The 17,135-nt window shown below is 72.1% G+C and carries 12 protein-coding genes; 5 read left to right on the plus strand and 7 right to left on the minus strand.

Translation table 11 applies throughout. The features are described 5' to 3' along the window. Positions 1-64: 64 nt before the first annotated feature. The 6 genes from ACI1MP_RS05325 to ACI1MP_RS05350 all read right to left on the minus strand — a co-directional run bounded on the left by ACI1MP_RS05325 (position 65) and on the right by ACI1MP_RS05350 (position 8,538). Positions 65-2,431: an FtsX-like permease family protein gene (locus ACI1MP_RS05325; protein ID WP_404867859.1), complete on the minus strand. Its 2,367-nt coding sequence runs from the start codon at positions 2,429-2,431 to the stop codon at positions 65-67. After that, complete coding sequence (locus tag ACI1MP_RS05330) at positions 2,428-3,114, minus strand: ABC transporter ATP-binding protein (RefSeq protein ID WP_380332814.1); 687 nt, start codon at positions 3,112-3,114, stop codon at positions 2,428-2,430. The genes ACI1MP_RS05325 and ACI1MP_RS05330 overlap by 4 nt, the downstream gene beginning before the upstream one ends. After that, the gene (locus ACI1MP_RS05335; protein ID WP_043911223.1) at positions 3,111-3,638 is read right to left on the minus strand and encodes a PadR family transcriptional regulator; all 528 of its coding nucleotides are present in this window, start codon (positions 3,636-3,638) and stop codon (positions 3,111-3,113) included. The genes ACI1MP_RS05330 and ACI1MP_RS05335 overlap by 4 nt, the downstream gene beginning before the upstream one ends. A gap of 237 nt (positions 3,639-3,875) precedes the next feature. Continuing rightward, positions 3,876-4,679 (minus strand): exodeoxyribonuclease III, encoded by an 804-nt coding sequence (locus ACI1MP_RS05340; protein ID WP_404867860.1) that lies wholly within the window; start codon positions 4,677-4,679, stop codon positions 3,876-3,878. A gap of 105 nt (positions 4,680-4,784) precedes the next feature. Next, positions 4,785-6,578: a gamma-glutamyltransferase gene (gene ggt / locus ACI1MP_RS05345; RefSeq protein WP_404867861.1), complete on the minus strand. Its 1,794-nt coding sequence runs from the start codon at positions 6,576-6,578 to the stop codon at positions 4,785-4,787. 823 nt (positions 6,579-7,401) lie between these two features. After that, entirely contained in the window at positions 7,402-8,538 is a 1,137-nt protein-coding gene (locus tag ACI1MP_RS05350; protein WP_100584862.1) for an ROK family glucokinase, read from the minus strand. A gap of 281 nt (positions 8,539-8,819) precedes the next feature. Here ACI1MP_RS05350 and ACI1MP_RS05355 point away from each other — a divergent pair, with 281 nt between their 5' ends. Both ACI1MP_RS05355 and ACI1MP_RS05360 read left to right on the plus strand, forming a co-directional pair. Further along, positions 8,820-9,905 (plus strand): alpha/beta hydrolase, encoded by a 1,086-nt coding sequence (locus ACI1MP_RS05355; RefSeq protein WP_380332819.1) that lies wholly within the window; start codon positions 8,820-8,822, stop codon positions 9,903-9,905. Positions 9,906-10,046: 141 nt separating this feature from the next. Next, entirely contained in the window at positions 10,047-11,699 is a 1,653-nt protein-coding gene (locus ACI1MP_RS05360; RefSeq protein WP_404867862.1) for an IS1182 family transposase, read from the plus strand. 80 nt (positions 11,700-11,779) lie between these two features. Here ACI1MP_RS05360 and ACI1MP_RS05365 read toward each other — a convergent pair whose 3' ends face one another. Continuing rightward, positions 11,780-12,694, minus strand: a complete 915-nt coding sequence (locus ACI1MP_RS05365; RefSeq protein ID WP_404867863.1) for a glycoside hydrolase family 16 protein — start codon at positions 12,692-12,694, stop codon at positions 11,780-11,782. A 385-nt stretch (positions 12,695-13,079) separates the two neighbouring features. Between ACI1MP_RS05365 and ACI1MP_RS05370 the strand changes: the two genes are divergently transcribed. From ACI1MP_RS05370 to ACI1MP_RS05380, 3 genes are all read left to right on the plus strand, one after another. Next, complete coding sequence (locus ACI1MP_RS05370) at positions 13,080-13,499, plus strand: hypothetical protein (RefSeq protein WP_404867864.1); 420 nt, start codon at positions 13,080-13,082, stop codon at positions 13,497-13,499. Positions 13,500-13,617: 118 nt separating this feature from the next. Further along, on the plus strand, positions 13,618-15,708 hold the full coding sequence (locus tag ACI1MP_RS05375) for a bifunctional polysaccharide deacetylase/glycosyltransferase family 2 protein (protein ID WP_380340464.1): 2,091 nt from the start codon (positions 13,618-13,620) through the stop codon (positions 15,706-15,708). A gap of 2 nt (positions 15,709-15,710) precedes the next feature. Beyond that, positions 15,711-16,934 carry an acyltransferase family protein gene (locus ACI1MP_RS05380; protein ID WP_380340178.1) on the plus strand — a complete coding sequence of 408 codons (1,224 nt, stop codon included), beginning with the start codon at positions 15,711-15,713 and terminating at the stop codon, positions 16,932-16,934. Positions 16,935-17,135 lie beyond the last annotated feature (201 nt).

A 17,135-nucleotide genomic window follows, 5' to 3' on the forward strand; every position in this document is an offset into this window, starting at 1 on the left:
CGGTGACCTGCGGAGACGCCGCGTCCGCGGGACGCGGCGCCACCGGATTCCACCAGCCGGAGGGCTACTCGTTGCGGGCCGTCTCCGGTCCGGTGATCCGCCGCAGCAGCGGCATCGTCGCGCCGATGATGGCCAGTGCGGCGCTCAGGCCGCCGATCACCACGAGGTAGTAGCCGGCGCCGAGTGCGTGCAGCGTGTACTTCAGCTGGGAGCGCAGGAACAGGTCGGCCGCGAGCAGGCCGACGCCGATCGCCACGGCGGCCATCACCAGCAGCGGCACCACCGACTCCATCGCCACCACCCGGCGCAGGGTGCCGAGCGGCACGCCGGTCAGGCGCAGCAGGCTGAACGGGCGTTTGCGCTCGCTGAGGCCGCCGGCGACGCTCACTGCCAGGCTGCATCCGGCGATCGGGAAGGTCGCCAGGATCACCGCGTCGGCGAGTTGCTGGAAGCCGCGCACTTCGGCTCCGGCCAGGCTCCACGCCTCGCCGAGGGTCATCATCTGGCGCTCGGCCGGGTAGGCGACGTCCACCATGGTCCGGATCTGCTCGACGGCGGCGGGTGAGCCGTCGGTGTCCACCACCACGTTCAGTACGCCCGTGGCGTCCAGTTGGTCGGGGGTGAACGGGGCGGCGGGCCATTCGGTGGCGCTCTCGTCGCGCCAGCCGTACCAGGTGACCGGGACGTAGGCGCTCTGCGCGCCGGGCGCGCAGTGGCCGTACAGCTTGAGGGGCTCCAGGTCGCGGCAGGCCACGACTTCCCGGGTGGTGGCGGGTCCGTCGGCGGCCTGCACCTCCAGCTGCCGGTCGCTGGGGTGGGCCAGCAGCACGGTTCGCACGCCGGGGACGGCGCGCAGGCGCTGGAGCAGTTCGGGTGAGGCGGGCGGGCCCTGGCTGACGAACCGTTCGCTGCCCTGGTCGAATCCGCCGGTGAGGTCGTTGACCAGCATGTTGTTGAACTGCGGGCCGCCGTGGGGGTGGTTGCGCTCCTCGCTGATCGTGGTGATGACGCCGATCGTCGCGGTCATCACCAGCAGGGCCAGCACCAGTCCGCTCACCGCGCGGAACCCGGCGGTCGGGTTGTCGACCAGTCGGCGCACCGCGATCAGCGTCGCCGGGCGCTGGGTGCGCCGGGCGATCCGCCCCGCGCCCTTCATGGTCAGCCACGGGCCGGACAGCACCAGGCCGAACGCGATCAGCAGGAACGAGGACAGGTACGCCTTGACCTGCCCGGGCACCGACTCCGGGTGCCAGACCAGGAACGCGGACAGCTCGACCAGCCCGGCCACCAGCGGCACCACTCGCCACGTCCTGGGCGGCTTGGGGGTCACCCGGCGGCTCACCCCGAGCGGGGAGATCTGCACCCGGCGCAGCGCGATCCGGGCGGCGACGGCGGCGGCCAGCGGGACGCCCACGGCGACGGCGGCGATCTGCACGGGCGTCAGGGCGATGTCCGAGGCGAAGAACGGTGCGCCGGTCAGCTTCGCGTTCGTGACGGGGCCGCGCAGCGCCAGGTACGGCAGGAAGCCCAGCAGCACTCCGAGCGCGGCGGCGACCGTCGCCTCCACCGCCGACACCGTGGACACCTGACGGGGTGTCGCGCCGACCAGCCGCATCGCGGCGAACCGCTGCTCGCGGCGGGCCGCGTTCAGCCGGGTGGCGGTGCCGATCAGGATCAGCACCGGGAAGACCAGCGCGCCGGTCACCACCGTGAGGATCAGGTCCACGCCGTTGGCCTTGATGCCGACCACGCACTTCGCGCACTTCTCGGGCGCGACGGCGGCGACCTGGTCCACCATCGTGGCGCCGAGCTGCCCCGAGAGCTCCTGCGGGGTGCGGCCGACCAGTGCCAGCAGGCTGTCCGGCGCGGGCAGCGCGGCGTCCCCGAGGATTCCGATCCGGTGCCCGGGGAGGCGGTCCCCCAACTGCGCGGGCGGCAGCTCGTCGACCAGTCGGGCCAGCGCGGGCGACAGGTAGTACTCGCCGGGCCCGGGCATCCGCGGCACGCCGGGTGCGAGCGCCGCCCGCGGCCCGGTGGGCGCGACGTCGATCCGCCCGATCTCCTTGCCCTGCACGGTGTCCCGCCGCGTCGTCCACCACATCGGATCGACCCCGGCCGCACTCGCCGCCCGACCGTCGGCCGCCACCGCGCTGCCGGAGGCGGAGCTCCCCGCCTCCGCAGCACCGCCGGACGCGCTCGCCCCCTGGCCGCCGCCGGAACTCCCCGCAGCCTCCCGATCGGCGGGGAGCCCGTTGACGAACGGCGTGTTGAGCCACGCGTTGCGCGCGTTCTGGGCGTGGACGCCGTTGATCGCGGCGAGCGTGGTGAACAGCAGCCCCACGCCGATGGCGACCGCGCCGGCGGTGATGGCGAGGCGGACCAGTGCCTCGCGCCCGCCGCTGACGGCCAGTCGCAGTCCGAGCCCGATCACGAGGTCAGCCGTCCGCTCATCGAGGTGGCGCGGCCGTCGCGGACGATCGCCTCGCGGTCGGCGTAGGCGGCGATCCGGGCCTCGTGGGTGACCAGGACGACGGTGGTGCCCTGTTCGCGGGCGCAGCCGACCAGCAGGTCCATCACCTGTTCGCCCGTCAGGGAGTCGAGTGCGCCGGTGGGTTCGTCGGCGAACAGGACGCGGGGTTCGGCGACCAGTCCGCGGGCGAGGGCGACGCGCTGGGCCTGACCGCCCGACAGTTCGCCGGAGCGGCGGGCCTCCAGGCCGTCCAGGCCGAGCTTCGGGAACCAGCTGCGGGCCCGCTGGAGCGCGGCGGGCCGGCGCAGCCCGCCGAGCAGCAGCGGCAGGGCGACGTTCTCCTCGGCCGTCAACTCCGGCACCAGCTGCCCGAACTGGAACACGAAGCCGAAGCTGTCGCGGCGCAGGGCGCTGCGTTCCTGTTCGCCGAGGTTGTCGATCCGGCGGCCGTCGAACCGGATCTCGCCGCTGTCGGGGGTGAGGATGCCGGCCAGGCAGTGCAGCAGGGTGGATTTGCCGGAGCCGCTGGGGCCCATGATGGCGAGGATCTCGCCGGCCTCGACGGCGAGTTCGGCGCCACGCAGGGCGGGGGTCTCGCCGAAGGCGAGGGTGACGCCGTGGGCGTGGATCAGGGGGTCGGTCATCGCTTGGCCACCTCTGCGGCAAGGGCGTCGAGTCGGGCGGCGGTCAGGTCGATCCAGCGCAGGTCGGACTCCAGGTGGAACAGGCCGTGGTCGGCGAGGAGCGCGTCGACCAGGCCGCCGGAGCGCTTGATCTCGGTGAGTTCGCGCATCCGCTTCAGGTGGGCGGCGCGCTGGGTGTCGAGGTACAGCTCGGCGTCGCGGCCGAGCATCAGGGCGAGCACGACCTTGCTGAACAGCACGGTCTGCAGGTGGGGTTCGGCGGCGACGGGTTCGCGCAGCCAGTCCTCGAACTCGGTGGCGCCGGTCTCGGTGATCACGTAGCGCTTGCGGTCGGGCCCGTCGCCGGCCTCGGGCTCGCCGACGACGACCTTCCCGTCCCGGGCGAGCCGCCCGAGGGTCGCGTACACCTGGCCGAAGGGCAGCGGCTTTCCGCGTCCGAAGAACGCGTCGTAGTCCCGTTTGAGGTCGTAGCCGTGGCTGGGCTCGCGTTCGAGGAGCCCGAGCAGGGTGAGTGGAACGCTCATGATCGAGAGAGTACGCCGAGGGTGTACTCCACGTCTATACACTCAGAGAATACTGGCGCGGAGTCCTGCACCTTCCGGCTCTGACCTGGGGTTTCACGATCGAAGGGCGACGCGGTGGAGTTCACCGAGGCGGGGTCGGACGAAGCGTCAGCCGCCACGACCCTCGGGCGAACTGACGCTCCACCGGACACCTTCGGCCACCCGCGCCGACCGGGCAGCCAGCCCCCTGACGGCCGGTCAGAGGTCCAGGTCGACCACCACGGGCGCGTGGTCCGACGTCCCCTTGCCCTTGCGGGCCTCGCGGTCGACGTAGCTGTCCGACACCGCGTCCGCGAACGGCTTGTTGGCGTAGGTGAGGTCGATCCGCATGCCGCGGTTCTTCGGGAAGGCCAGCTGGCGGTAGTCCCAATAGGTGTAGGGGTGGTCGTACTTGAGCGGGCGGGGCACCACGTCCTGCAGGCCGATCTCCTGGAGGGCCGTAAGTGCGGCGCGCTCGGGCGCGGTGACGTGGGTGAGGCCCTCGAAGGCGGCGATGTCGTAGACGTCCTCGTCCGCGGGGGCGATGTTGTAGTCGCCGAGGACGGCGAACGGGCGGTCGCCGGCGGTGTCCTCGCGGACGGCGTCGCGCAGCGCGGCCAGCCACTCCAGCTTGTAGCGGTAGTGGGCGTGGTCGACCTCGCGGCCGTTGGGCACGTACACCGACCAGACCCGGACGGGGCCGCAGGTCGCGGCGACCGCGCGCGGCTCGACCACGGGGAGCATCGCGTCCTCGGCGAGGTACCCGGGCTGGCCGGGCAGGTCGCGGACCACGTCGTCCAGGCCGATCCGGGACAGCACGGCGACGCCGTTCCACCGGCCGGTGCCGTGCGCGGCGCTCCGGTAGCCGAGCTCGCCGATCGCCTCGGCGGGGAACGCCTCGGTGGTGCACTTGAGTTCCTGCAGGCAGAGCACGTCCGGCTTGGCGGACTCCAGCCACTCCAGCAGCTTGGGCAGCCGGGCGGTCACGGAGTTGATGTTCCAGGTGGCGATGCGGACGGTCACGGCGGCCTTCCCTCGGCGGTACGGACGGACGGGGCGCGCGGCACCGGGCCGGGCACCCCGTCCGAACATACCGCCCGGCGCCGACAGCGCCCGGCAGGCGACGGCTCAGCGGGACGGATGCACCACCGCGGCCGCTCCCCCGCCGCGGCGGACGGGTTCGGCGGCGGCCAGCCAGCGGCCGTCGGGGAGGCGTTCGATGCCGGTGGCGGCGCCGATCTCCGGGGTGCTGGTGAACACGTGGCCCATGGCCTGGAGCTTCGCCGCCTCGGGCGAGGCGAGGAAGGCCGGTTCGGCCTGGGTGGCGGCGGTGTTGCGCTGGCTGGCGCGGGGCGCGGCGATGGCCTGTTCCAGCGTCAGGCCGCGGTCGATCCGCCCGGTCAGCACCTGCAGCACGGTGGTGATGATGGAGGCGCCGCCGGGCGAGCCGGCCGCCAGGTACGGCTTGCCGTCCTTCAGCACGATGGTCGGCGAGATCGAGGAGCGCGGGCGCTTGGCCGGGCCGGGCAGGTTGGGGTCGGGGACGCCCGGGGTGAGCGGCGCGAAGTTGAAGTCGGTCAGCTCGTTGTTGAGCAGGAAGCCCCGGCCGGGCACGGCGATGCCGCTGCCGCCGGTCTGCTCGATCGTCAGCGTGTAGGCGACCACGTTGCCCCACCGGTCGGCGACCGTCAGGTGGGTGGTGCTCAGGCCCTCGTACGGTTCGGCGACCGGCTGTCCGCTGCTGGCGCAGGCCGCCGGGTGGTAGGGGTCGCCGGGGGCGAGCGGGCTGGTCAGCGCGTGCTTCGGGTCGATCAGGCAGGCCCGTGACGCGCCGTAGGCCGGGTCGAGGAGCTGACGGGTCGGCACCTGCACGGCGCGCGGGTCGCCGACCCAGCGGTTGCGGTCGGCGAAGGAGATCCGGCTGGCCTCCAGGAAGCGGTGGTCGTACTGGACGGGGTCGGCGAGGTCGGCGCGGCTGCTGGTGCCGAGGATGTTCAGCGCCTCGCCGACGGTCGTCCCGCCGGAGGAGGACGGGGCGATGCCGTACACGTCCAGGCCGCGGTAGGTGACGTGCGTCGGGTCCTGCTGCCGGACCTGGTAGGCCGCCAGGTCCGCGGCGTCGACCTTCCCGGGGCGGGCGTTGCGCCCGGACGCCGGGTCGACGGGCGGGTGCTGGAGGGTCCGGACAATGTCGGCGCCGATCGGGCCGCGGTACAGCGCGGCGGTGTCGGTCCGGCCCAACTCCCGGTAGGTGGCGGCGAGATCGGGGTTGCGCAGGGTGGAACCGACGACCGGCAGCTTGCCGTTCGGCAGGAACAGCGCCCGGCTGGCCGGGAAGTCCTGGAACCGGGCCTGGTTGAGGGCGGTCTGGTCCTGGAAGGTCTGGTCGACGGTGAACCCGCGGTCGGCGATCCGCTCGGCCGGTTTCAGCACCTCGGCCAGATCGCGGCTGCCCCAGCGGCGCAGCGCCTGCTCCCAGGTGGCGGCCGTGCCGGGCACGCCGACGGACAGGCCGCTGGTGACGGCGTCGTTGAACGCCAACGGCTGCCCGTTCTCCAGGAACAGCGAGCTGTCGGCCGTCCGGGAGGCGGTCTCCCGCCCGTCGAGGGTGGTGACCTTCCCGGTCCGGGCGTCGTAGTACACGAAGTACCCGCCGCCGCCGATACCCGCCGAGTACGGTTCGGTCACCCCGAGCGCGGCCGCGGTGGCGACCGCGGCGTCCACGGCGTTGCCGCCGCGCCGCAACACCTCCAGCCCGGCGGCGGTGGCGTCGGCGTCCACGCTGCTCACCGCTCCGCCCCAGCCCACCGCCTCGGGCTGTTTCCCGGCGACGACGGCCTGGTCGGCCTGCGCGGGCGCGGCAGTGCAGAGCAGTCCGGTGACGAGTGCGAATGCGGGGACGAGACGGACGAGGGGTCTCATACGGCCTCCCTGGGACGGCATCGGTCTCCCGTTCTCCCACACCCGCCACGCACTCGACAACGGCACGTTCGGCCAACTGCCGCACGCCGAAACGATCCTGTCGCACCCTCAGACCGCACCGACACGAACCGCCTTCCCCGCAGGGCCCCGCGCCGGCGTGCTGCCGCGCCGACGGACGGCAGACCCGCGCCGGCGGAGCACGGCCCGGCACCGGCAGGCCCGCCCCGGCGACCCACGAAGAAACCCGACCCCGACAAGCCCCACGTCAGCGGATCACGCCACAGCCACGGCAGGCCCCGCGTCAGCGGGAGGCCGCACCACCGGACGACAGACCCGCCCCGGCAACTCGCCGAAAAACCCGACCCCGACAAGCCCCACGCCAGCGGATCACCCCAGAACCACGACAGGCACCACACCCGCCCCCGGGAGCAGACCCCGCGTCAGCGGAAGGCCGCACCGGCAGACGGCAGACCCGCGCCGGCGAAGCACGGCCCGGCACCAGCAGGTCCGTCCCGGCGACCCACGAAGACGCCCGACCCCGACAGGCCCCACGTCAGCGGCCCGCACCACCACCCAGCAGGCGCTACGCCAGCGGCTCGCCCCACGACCACGGCATGCACCGCACCGGTCCCCAGGAGCAGGCCCCGCATCAGCGGGAGGCCGCACCGGCAGACGGCAGACCCGCGCCGACGAGACACAGCCCGACACCAGCAGGCCCGCCCCGGCAACTCACCGAGAAACCCGACCCCGACAAGCCCCACGCCAGCGGATCACCCCACCACCACGGCAGGCACTGCACCGGTCCCCGGGAGCAGACCCCGCGTCAGCGGCTCGCGCCGCCGCCCAGTAGTCCCCGCGTCAGCGGCTCGCGTTCCACCCGCCGGCGCTTGACCGTGCGGAACCGGCGGGCGACCTGGCGGGCGAGGTCCGCCGCGCCGACCAGGCCGGCCTCGTTGCCGAGGGCGGCGTGGACGATCTCGGCCTCGGGGCGGAAGCCGCGGCCGGTGAGGGTGCGGCGGAAGGCGTCCTGGGCGGGGCCGAGCAGGAGGTCGCCGGCCTCGCTGACGCCGCCGCCGACGACGAACCGGCCGGGGTCGAGCGCGGCGGCCAGGTTGGCGATGCCGACGCCGAGCCAGCGGCCGACCTCGTAGAGCAGCTCGGTGGCGACGGCGTCGCCGTCGCGGGCGGCTTCGGTGACCAGCGGGCCGGTGATGCCGAGCGGGCTGCCGCCGGCCCGGGCGAGCAGCGGCTGGACCACCGGGGACTCCTCGGCGACGAGTTCGCGGGCCTCGCGGACCAGCGCGTTGCCGGAGGAGTACTGCTCCCAGCAGCCGCGGTTGCCGCACGGGCAGCGGTGGCCGCCGGGGACCACCTGCATGTGGCCGAACTCGCCGGCCAGGCCGTGCTTGCCGCGGTCCACGTAGCCGTCGCGGACGACCGCGCCGCCGATGCCGGTGCCGAGGGTGATCATCACCATGTGGTCCTCGCCGCGGCCGGCGCCGAACCGCCATTCGGCCCAGGCGGCGGCGTTGGCGTCGTTCTCGACCACCACGGGGAAGCGCAGCCGGGAGCTTAGCGCCTCCTGGAGGGGTTCGTTCCGCCAGTTCAGGTGGGGGGCGAACAGCACGGTGGAGCGTTCGGAGTCGACCCAGCCGGCCGCGCCGACGCCGACGGCGTGGACGTCGTGCTTGTCGGCGAGCTGGAGGACGAGGTCGACGATGACGTCCTCGACCACCTTGGGGCTCTTGCTCTTGTCGGGGGTCTCGGTGCGCAGCCGGTCCAGCACCCGGCCTTCGCCGTCGACCACGCCGGCGACCACCTTGGTGCCGCCGATGTCGACGCCGATGGTGGGCAGTCGCAGCACTCCGGCGGGCAGGGTGCGGCGGCGGCGTTCGGCGCGCGGGCCGAGGCCCAGCAGGCTGGGCAGGGCGGGGCGGGCGGGGCCGTTGGCACTGGTCACGGAATGAATGCTCCTGGTTTCGGTAAAAGCTTCGGGCTGGTGCGGGAGGGGTTCGAACGAGCTGGCAGACTAGGCCGCGAACGCACAGCGGATTCTCACGAAAACGTGATGTTCCTCTCAGGTTTCTGCGGGTGTCGCCAGCAACTGATCGTGTGTTTGACGCAGTCTGACAAGTGTGATGTGCGAACCGGGGGACCCTGCCCCGGACGGCCGGACGACCCGATTCGAGAGACCCGATGCAGCTGACAGGCACCCCTTTCCTTATTCTGACGATCATCCTGGTGCCGATCTCCATCGCGGCCGCGCTGCTGCTGTGGGGCCGGGTCCGCGGGCCGCAGCCGGTCCAGGTGCTGTCCCGGATCGTGATGCTGCTGGTCTGTCAGATCACCGCGGTGATGATGGTCTTCGTCATGGTGAACAACGCCAACCTGATCTACGGCAGCTGGGACGACCTGCTGGGCACCGGCAACCACGTCCGCGCCGTGCCGAACGTGCAGGCCGAGGCCGGCGGCAGCGCCGCCCCGGGCAACGACTCCAAGCCGCAGCGCAACAAGGTGATCCAGCAGTTCAAGCCGGTCGGTGACCCGAAGGTGCCGAACGACGTGCAGACCACCGATCTGAAGGGCGCGGTCTCCGGTGTCGACGGCGAGGTGCTGGTCTGGCTGCCGCCGCAGTACAACGACCCGGCGTACAAGGACAAGACCTTCCCGGTGGTCGAGCTGCTGCCGGGCTGGCCGGGCTCCTCGAAGACCTGGTACGGCACGCTGCGGGTCTCCGAGCAGCTGAAGCCGATGATGCAGAGCGGACAGGTCGCCCCGTTCATCCTGATCTCGCCGCGCACCAACCTGCTGGGCGACTCCACCGACACCGGCTGCGCGGACGTGCCCGGCAAGGTCAACGCCGACACCTGGCTGTCCCGGGACGTTCCGCAGATGGTGCTGGACAACTTCCGGGTCGACACCTCGGCCGAGCGCTGGGCGGTGGCCGGCTACTCCGCGGGCGGGCACTGCGCGGCCAAGCTGGCGCTGGAGCACCCGGACCGCTACCGGGCCGGCATCAGCCTCTCCGGCTACAACGACCCGGGTGCGGAGGGCCAGTCGCTGACCGCGAAGGACCCGCACCTGAAGGAGATCTCCAACCCGCTGTACATCCTGAAGAACGCCAAGACCCCGCCGAAGGTCGCGCTGTACGTCACCGGCAACAAGGGCGACGGCCTGGAGGGCGGCGAGGCGCTGAAGGCCGCGGCCAAGGCCCCGACCACGGTGACCACGCAGGAGACCACCGGCCCGCACAGCAGCGACGTCTGGAAGCAGCTGGTCCCGAGCATCTTCACCTGGCTGACCACGATCATCCCCGCCCAGCACTGACGCCCAGCACTGATGCCCCGCACGCACGAGGGCCCGGCCGCACTCGGACGCTGTTGGTTAATGCGGGCTTGTGCGTGACGTCGGTCTTCAAGACTCAGTTGTGGTCTTGAAGGCCGACGTTGTCGTTTGGGGTGGGTGCGGGTGTCGATGCAGCCGAAGGGGTCTGGGGAGATCCCGGCGGAGACGGTGCGGGTGGCGCGGGCGGCGTTCCCGAAGGGGAGCCTGGCGATCCGGGTCAGGGACGAGCTGGGGCCGCTGTTCACCGATGAGGGGTTCGTGGGCCTGTTCGCGGTGCGGGGCAGGCCTGCCTGGTCGCCGGCGCGGCTGGCGCTGGTGGCGGTGCTGCAGTTCGTCGAGGGCCTGACCGACCGGCAGGCCGCCGAGTCGGTGCGGGCCCGGATCGACTGGAAGTACGCGCTGGGGCTGGAACTGACCGATCCGGGCTTCGACTTCTCCGTGCTGTCGGAGTTCCGGGACCGGCTGGTGGGCGCGGACGGCGGCCGGTCGGTGCTGGACGGCATCCTGGCCGCCGCCCGGGAGAAGGGGCTGGTCGGCAAGGGCGGCAGGGCCCGGACGGACTCCACCCACGTGCTGTCCGCCGCGCGGGAGCTGAACCGGCTGGAGCTGGTCGGGGAGAGTCTGCGGGCGGCGCTGAACGCGGTGGCCCGAGCCGAGCCCAACTGGCTCGCCGTCCACGCCCCGCCGGAGTGGTTCACGCACTACGCGACCCGGATCGAGGACTCCCGCTTCCCGAAGGCCCAGGCCAAGCGGGCCGAGGTGGGGCGCCGGATCGGTGCGGACGGGACGCGACTGCTGGAGATGACCCGGGCGGACGGAGCGCCCGCCCGGCTTCGGGCACTCGCGGAGGTGGAGTTCCTGCGCAGGCTGTGGGTCCAGGAGTTCCACCTGGTGGAGGGCGAGGTGGTGCCGCGGGACCCAAAAGACCGGCCGCCGGGCGCGAAGCGCCTGGTCACGCCCTATGACCCCGACGCGAGGGGCAGCGTCAAGCGCGACACCTTCTGGGACGGCTACAAGGTCCATCTCACCGAGACGTGCGAGCCGGGGCACGTGCACCTGGTCACGAACGTGGCCACCACCGTCGCCACCGTCCCCGACGACCGGATGGCCGCCGTGGTCCATGCCGGCCTCGCGGGGCGCGACCTGCTGCCGGACGAGCACTGGGTCGACACCGGCTACGCCAACAGCGGCGCGATGGTCGCCGCCCGCCGTGACCGCGGGGTCGCGCTGCACGGGCCACTGAAGGCCGTGACCGTCCCGCACGCCCGCGGCGAGGCCGCCTTCGGACAGGACGCGTTCACCATCGACTGGGACAACCGGCGCGTGACCTGCCCGAACGGCACCACCAGCACACAGTGGCACCAGCGCCGCTCGGAGGACGGCCTGCCGACCGTCCGGGTCCGCTTCTCCCCGGCCGACTGCCGCACCTGCCCCCAACTGCGGCAATGCGTCAACTCCCCGACGGCCCAACGCCGGGAGATCAACCTCAGGCCCCGCGACGAATACGAAGCACTCCAACAGGCACGAGCTCTCCAGCGGACCGACGAGTGGAAGGACCGCTACAAGATCCGCGCAGGGGTCGAGGGGACCGTCTCCCAAGCAGTACAGGCCTGCGGCCTGCGCCGATCCCGCTACCGAGGCCTGCCGAAGACCAGCCTCCAACATCAACTCACCGGCGCCGCCGTCAACCTGATCCGCATCGACGCCTGGCTCACCGGCAAACCCCACGCCCGCACCCGCACCAGCCCCCTGACAGCACACCGCCCCGCCGCATAAGCAACGGGGCGAAGTGCCATCAGGCCCGCATTAACCAACAGCGTCCCGTACGGCGGCCGGGCCCTTCGCGTGGCGCGAGGTCAGGACTTCGGCAGCGTGTTGACGTAGTCGGTGCCCGCGCCGTAGAAGCCGTCCACCGCCTGCTGGACGTCGGCCGGGGAGAGCGCCTGGTCGGCCTTGTAGTAGAACCAGTTGACCTTCATGTCCCAGCTGCGCTGGCCCGTGATCGAGGGCAGCAGGTCGATGAACCAGTTGCTGAAGTGGATGTCCATCTTCTCGCGCGCGACGTACTTGTCGGAGCTGGTGAACAGCTCCTTGCCGTCCATGGAGTAGACGACCTTCCCGTCCATGGCGGTGATCACCATGGTGTGCCAGCCCTCCATCCGCTGCTTGGCCGCGCGGGTGACGCGGTCCGGCGGGTCGGCCTTGAACCAGCTGGTGGTGTCGAGCTTCGGGCCCGGCGCGCCCCAGCCGCCGTTCGGCAGGTACTCGAAGTCGAGTTCGCTGTAGTTCGCCGAGTCGTCGGCGGGCGAGATCGGGAAGTAGGTCTGCACGACGTGGTCGCCGGTGCGGCCGGTCGAGGGCTTGTCGCTGAAGTGGATCCGGGCGGCGAAGGTCCCGTGGAACAGGTTGGTGCGGGTGCTCTGGACCTCGACCTGCTTGGTGCCCTGCTTGGTGCCGTCGGTGGACGAGCGCAGCTGCAGCGCCCGGCCGCCCTGCGCCGTCGGGTCGGCGGGGAACGAGGCGCCGGCCGCGGACCAGGTGTCCTTGACGCCGGGGCCGCCGCCGCCGTCGCGGACCTGCCAGCCGTGCGCGGCGAAGGCGGGGTCGTCGGGGCCGCTGTACTTGAAGGTGTCGAACATCGTTCCCGGCGGACCGCTGGGCGTCGGCGAGGCACTGGCGGCGGACGTGCCCTTCGCGCCGGAGTCTCCACCGGAGGCAGGGTCGCCGGTGCACGCCGCGAGCGCGCACAGCAGGGTCGGCAGCGTGATCACGCTCCACGCACGAGGGCGCGGAAAGCGGCGGGGCTGGCGCACACAAACTCCTTGGGGCGCAGCGGTGTCAGCTGGAACACGCCTGCTGCGCGGTGATCGACGACCGGTCGGAGGCGGTCATCCTAACCGTGCTCACCTCCGGCTTCGCCGCGGGGACGGCCCGGCCGGGGCGGGCGGGGCCTTGATCGACAATCCGTACACAGGTCTGAACCTGGTACGGACCGGTAGGGGTCTCGATCCGATTACAACCCTGACGCGGAACGCGTCGAAAGTGGACATCGGGCCCAATTCGTCCCAGGACGGTGCACTAGCGTTCGAGTTACGCTCCCGCGGTCTTCACACCTTCCCTCCCTGCCCTGAAAGGCCTCGCTCGGTGCGCTCTGCCATGCCTTCCTCCGAGCGCGGATCGGAGCACCTGATCCAGCCCGGCACACCCGGCCCGGAGGCCGAGGAGCCACTGCCCGAACCGGTGTTCGTCGACGAGTCCGGGCTGCGCGGCAGGCTGCTGCGCGGGCTCGGCTGGCCGGTGTCGGTGGTGGGCGCGGTGCTGGCGGTCGCGATGGGCGGCAGTCTGATCGGCGTTCAGGCGGACGCCCCGGCGATGGAGATCCCGGCGCAGCCCGCGCCGGCCGCAGCTCCGTCGGCCGCCCCGTCCCCCTCGCCGTCCGCGTCCCCGTCCGCGTCCTCGTCCGGGACGCCCACCCGCTCCACGTCGCCGCGGCCGGGCAACTCGGCCGGCACCACGAAACCCAGCACCGGGACGCACGGGGCGACGCCCTCGGGGAAGTCGACCAAGCACCCCTGACCCGGTCGGCCACGTACCCCTGATCCATCCGCACCACCCTTTCCAGGAGCGCCATTTGTCCCGCCACCAGCGCCGCCGGCAGTCCCTGCTGAGGCCGCGCCGACTGGCCGCGCCGCCGTTGCGCTTCGTCATGCCGCTGTCCCTGCTGGCGTGCCTGCTGGCGCTGCTGGTGCTGCGCGGGCTGGCCACCAACGAGGTGTTCCACGACACCCGGATCGCCGTCTCCGTCGACAAGGACACCGTCCCGGAGAACCTGCTCAACGGCGGCCCGGTGATCGACGCGCGCGGGGACAAGCAGGCGAACCCGGTCAGCTACCGGATCCCCGACAAGACGGTGGTGCTGAGCTTCGACGACGGCCCCTCGCCGGAGTGGACGCCGAAGGTCCTGGACGTGCTGAAGGCGCACGACATCCGGGCGGACTTCTTCGTGACCGGCGCGATGACCACCCGCAACCCGGAGCTGATCCGGCAGATCGTCGCGGGCGGCCACGAGATCGGCCTGCACACCTTCACCCACCCCGACCTGGTGTACCAGTCGCACGCCCGGATCAGCTGGGAGCTGGCGCAGACCCAGCTGGCGCTGGCCGGCGTCGCGGGCGTGCACAGCTCGCTGTTCCGGCCGCCGTACTCCTCCAACTCCGCGGCGCTGGACGACTGGAACTACCCGGTCATCAAGTACGTGGGCGCGCACGGCTACCTGACGGCGTTCATCGACCGCGACACCGACGACTGGAAGCGTCCCGGCGTCGAGGAGATCGTCAAGGCGGCGATGCCCGCCACGCCGGGCGCGGGCGAGCTGATCCTGCTGCACGACGCGGGCGGCGACCGCGCCGAGACGGTCGCCGCGCTGGAGCAGATCATCGTCAAGCTCCAGGGCGAGGGCTACCGCTTCACCACCATCTCCGACGCGCTCGGCGCCTCCCCCGGGACGGTGCCGGTGCACGGTTTCCAGCTGTGGGCGGGCAAGGGCTTCATCTGGGCGACCCAGGTCGCCGTGCACACCCTGCCGGTGCTGGTCGGCCTGATGGCCCTGGTCGGCTTCCTGAACTTCGGCCGGTTCGCGCTGATGATCGTGCTCGCCCCGATCCACGCCCGCCGCTCCAAGCGGCAGGGCGCCTGGGGGCCGCCCGTCACCCGGCCGGTCACCGTGCTGGTCCCGGCGTACAACGAGCGCGAGTGCATCGCCAACACCCTGAACTCGTTGGCGGCCAGTGACTATCCGATCGAGGTGATCGTCATCGACGACGGCTCGACGGACGGCACCGCGGACATCGTCGAGGAGATGAACCTGCCGTTCGTCCGGCTGATCCGCAAGGTCAACGGCGGCAAGCCCAGCGCGCTCAACGCCGGCGTCGCGGCGGCCTCGTACGACATCGTGGTGATGATGGACGGCGACACCGTGTTCGAGCCGTCGACGGTGCGCGAGCTGGTCCAGCCGTTCGGCGATCCGAAGATCGGCGCGGTCGCGGGCAACGCCAAGGTCGGCAACCGGGAGAGCCTGATCGGCGCCTGGCAGCACATCGAGTACGTGCTCGGCCACAACCTGGACCGCCGGATGTACGACGTGCTGAACGTCATCCCGACCATCCCCGGCGCGGTCGGCGCGTTCCGCAAGGAGGCGCTGCGGCGGGTCGGCGGGATGAGCGACGACACCCTCGCCGAGGACACCGACATCACCATGGCGGTGCTCAGCGACGGCTGGCGGATCGTCTACGCCGAGCGCGCCCGCGCCTGGACCGAGGCGCCGGCCAGCCTCCAGCAGCTCTGGTCGCAGCGCTACCGCTGGAGCTACGGCTCCATGCAGGCGATGTGGAAGCACCGCCGCGCGGTGATCGCCCGCGGCCCGGCCGGCCGCTTCGGCCGGATCGGACTGCCGCTGGTGGTGCTGTTCGGCGTGGTCGCCCCGCTGCTGGCGCCGCTGGTCGACCTGTTCCTGCTGTACGGCGTGCTGTTCACGGACGCCCCGATCACGCTGGCCAGCTGGGGCGCCTTCATCGCGCTGCAGGCGCTGCTGTCCTGGTACGCCTTCCGGCTCGACCGGGAGAAGCCCTGGCACCTGATCAGCCTGCCGATCCAGCAGGTGGTGTACCGGCAGCTGATGTACATCGTCCTGCTGCAGTCCACGATCACCGCGTTCACCGGTGGCCGGCTGCGCTGGCAGAAGCTCCGGCGCACCGGCGAGGTCGCCGCCGCACCGGTGGAGGGCTGACCATGAGCGACACCATTCGGCTGCGGATCCCCGAGCAGCTGCGCCGGGAGCTGCCCGCCGACCCGCCGCCGCCCGCCCGCACCGGCGGCCGCGACCGCTACCTCGACCTGCTGCGCGCCCTGGCGCTGGTCCGCGTGGTGCTGTTCCACAACTTCGGCTGGTTCTGGCTACCCATCGTCTTCCCCTCGATGGGCGTGATGTTCGCGCTGGCCGGCTCACTGATGACGCGTTCGCTGAGCCGCCCCGCGCTGGGCGTGATCCGCGGCCGCCTGCGCCGTCTGCTGCCGCCGATGTGGCTGTTCGGCGCGGTCCTGCTGACGCTGCAGATCGTCGACGGCTGGGGGCCCGACTCCGAGGGCCACCCGAACTGGTGGTGGGGCAAGCTGGCGTTCTGGGTGCTGCCGCTGAGCACCCCACCGTACGCCGACGAGCTGTCCGGCTTCCACCACCTGGTGGAGTCGACCTGGGCGGCCCAGCTGGTCGTCCCGCTCTGGTACCTGCGGGCCTACGTGTGGTTCGTGCTGCTGTCGCCGCTGCTGCTGCGGGCGCTGCGCCGGTTCCCGCTGGTGACGCTGTTCGCGCCGCTGGCGGTGTCGATCGGCCTGAACCTCTTCCTCACCGACCCGGAGTTCGTGTACGGCCGGGTCTGGGAGGCCGCGGGCGACTTCACCACCTTCGGCTCCTGCTGGATCCTCGGCATGGCGCACCAGGAGGGACTGCTGCGCCGGATCCCGCAGTACGTCCTGCCGTCGATCGCGCCGCTGATCATGGTGGCGGGCTTCTGGTACCTGCAGACCCGTCCGGTGGATCCGACCGTACGCAGCACCATCGAGGACTGGCCGATCGCGCAGGCGCTGTGGTCGTTCGGCTTCGTGGCGATGCTGCTGCACATCAGCCCGTCGTGGGAGCGCTGGCCGGCGCGGCTGGAGCTCTGGAACGGCCTGGTGAGCCTGTTGAACGCGCGCGCGGTGAGCGTCTACCTGTGGCACGAGGTGGCGCTGGTGGCGGCGGTGCCGCTGATCGACCCACTGTGGAAGATCCCGTTCTTCGAGCAGCACCTGCCATGGCTGCTCTCCAGCCCGTGGTTCACCCTGCTGGTGGGGCTTCCGCTGCTGGCCCTGCTGGTGCTGGTGTTCGGCTGGGTCGAGGACGTCGCGGCGAAGCGCAGGCCGCGGCTGTTCCCCTACCCGCGCCGCCCACGCGGTCGGCGCCGCGGCGTCGCCTGACGGCGAGATGACGTGGTGATGCCGCCCGCGGGTCCGATCCTCCGCCCGGCCGACGTCTCGGCCGGCCCGTCCGGGACGGCCGGCCCGCCTGGCATCACCTCGTCGGCCGGCTCCAGGCACCGGGGGCCCATAGAGGGAAGACTTTAAAGCCTTCGGTCCCCGAGATCTGATCTCAGGGACCGAAGCTTTTTTACTGTCGGC

Origin of the sequence: Kitasatospora griseola (genome assembly GCF_044999035.1) — a bacterium.
Classification (GTDB): Bacteria; Actinomycetota; Actinomycetes; order Streptomycetales; family Streptomycetaceae; genus Kitasatospora; species Kitasatospora griseola.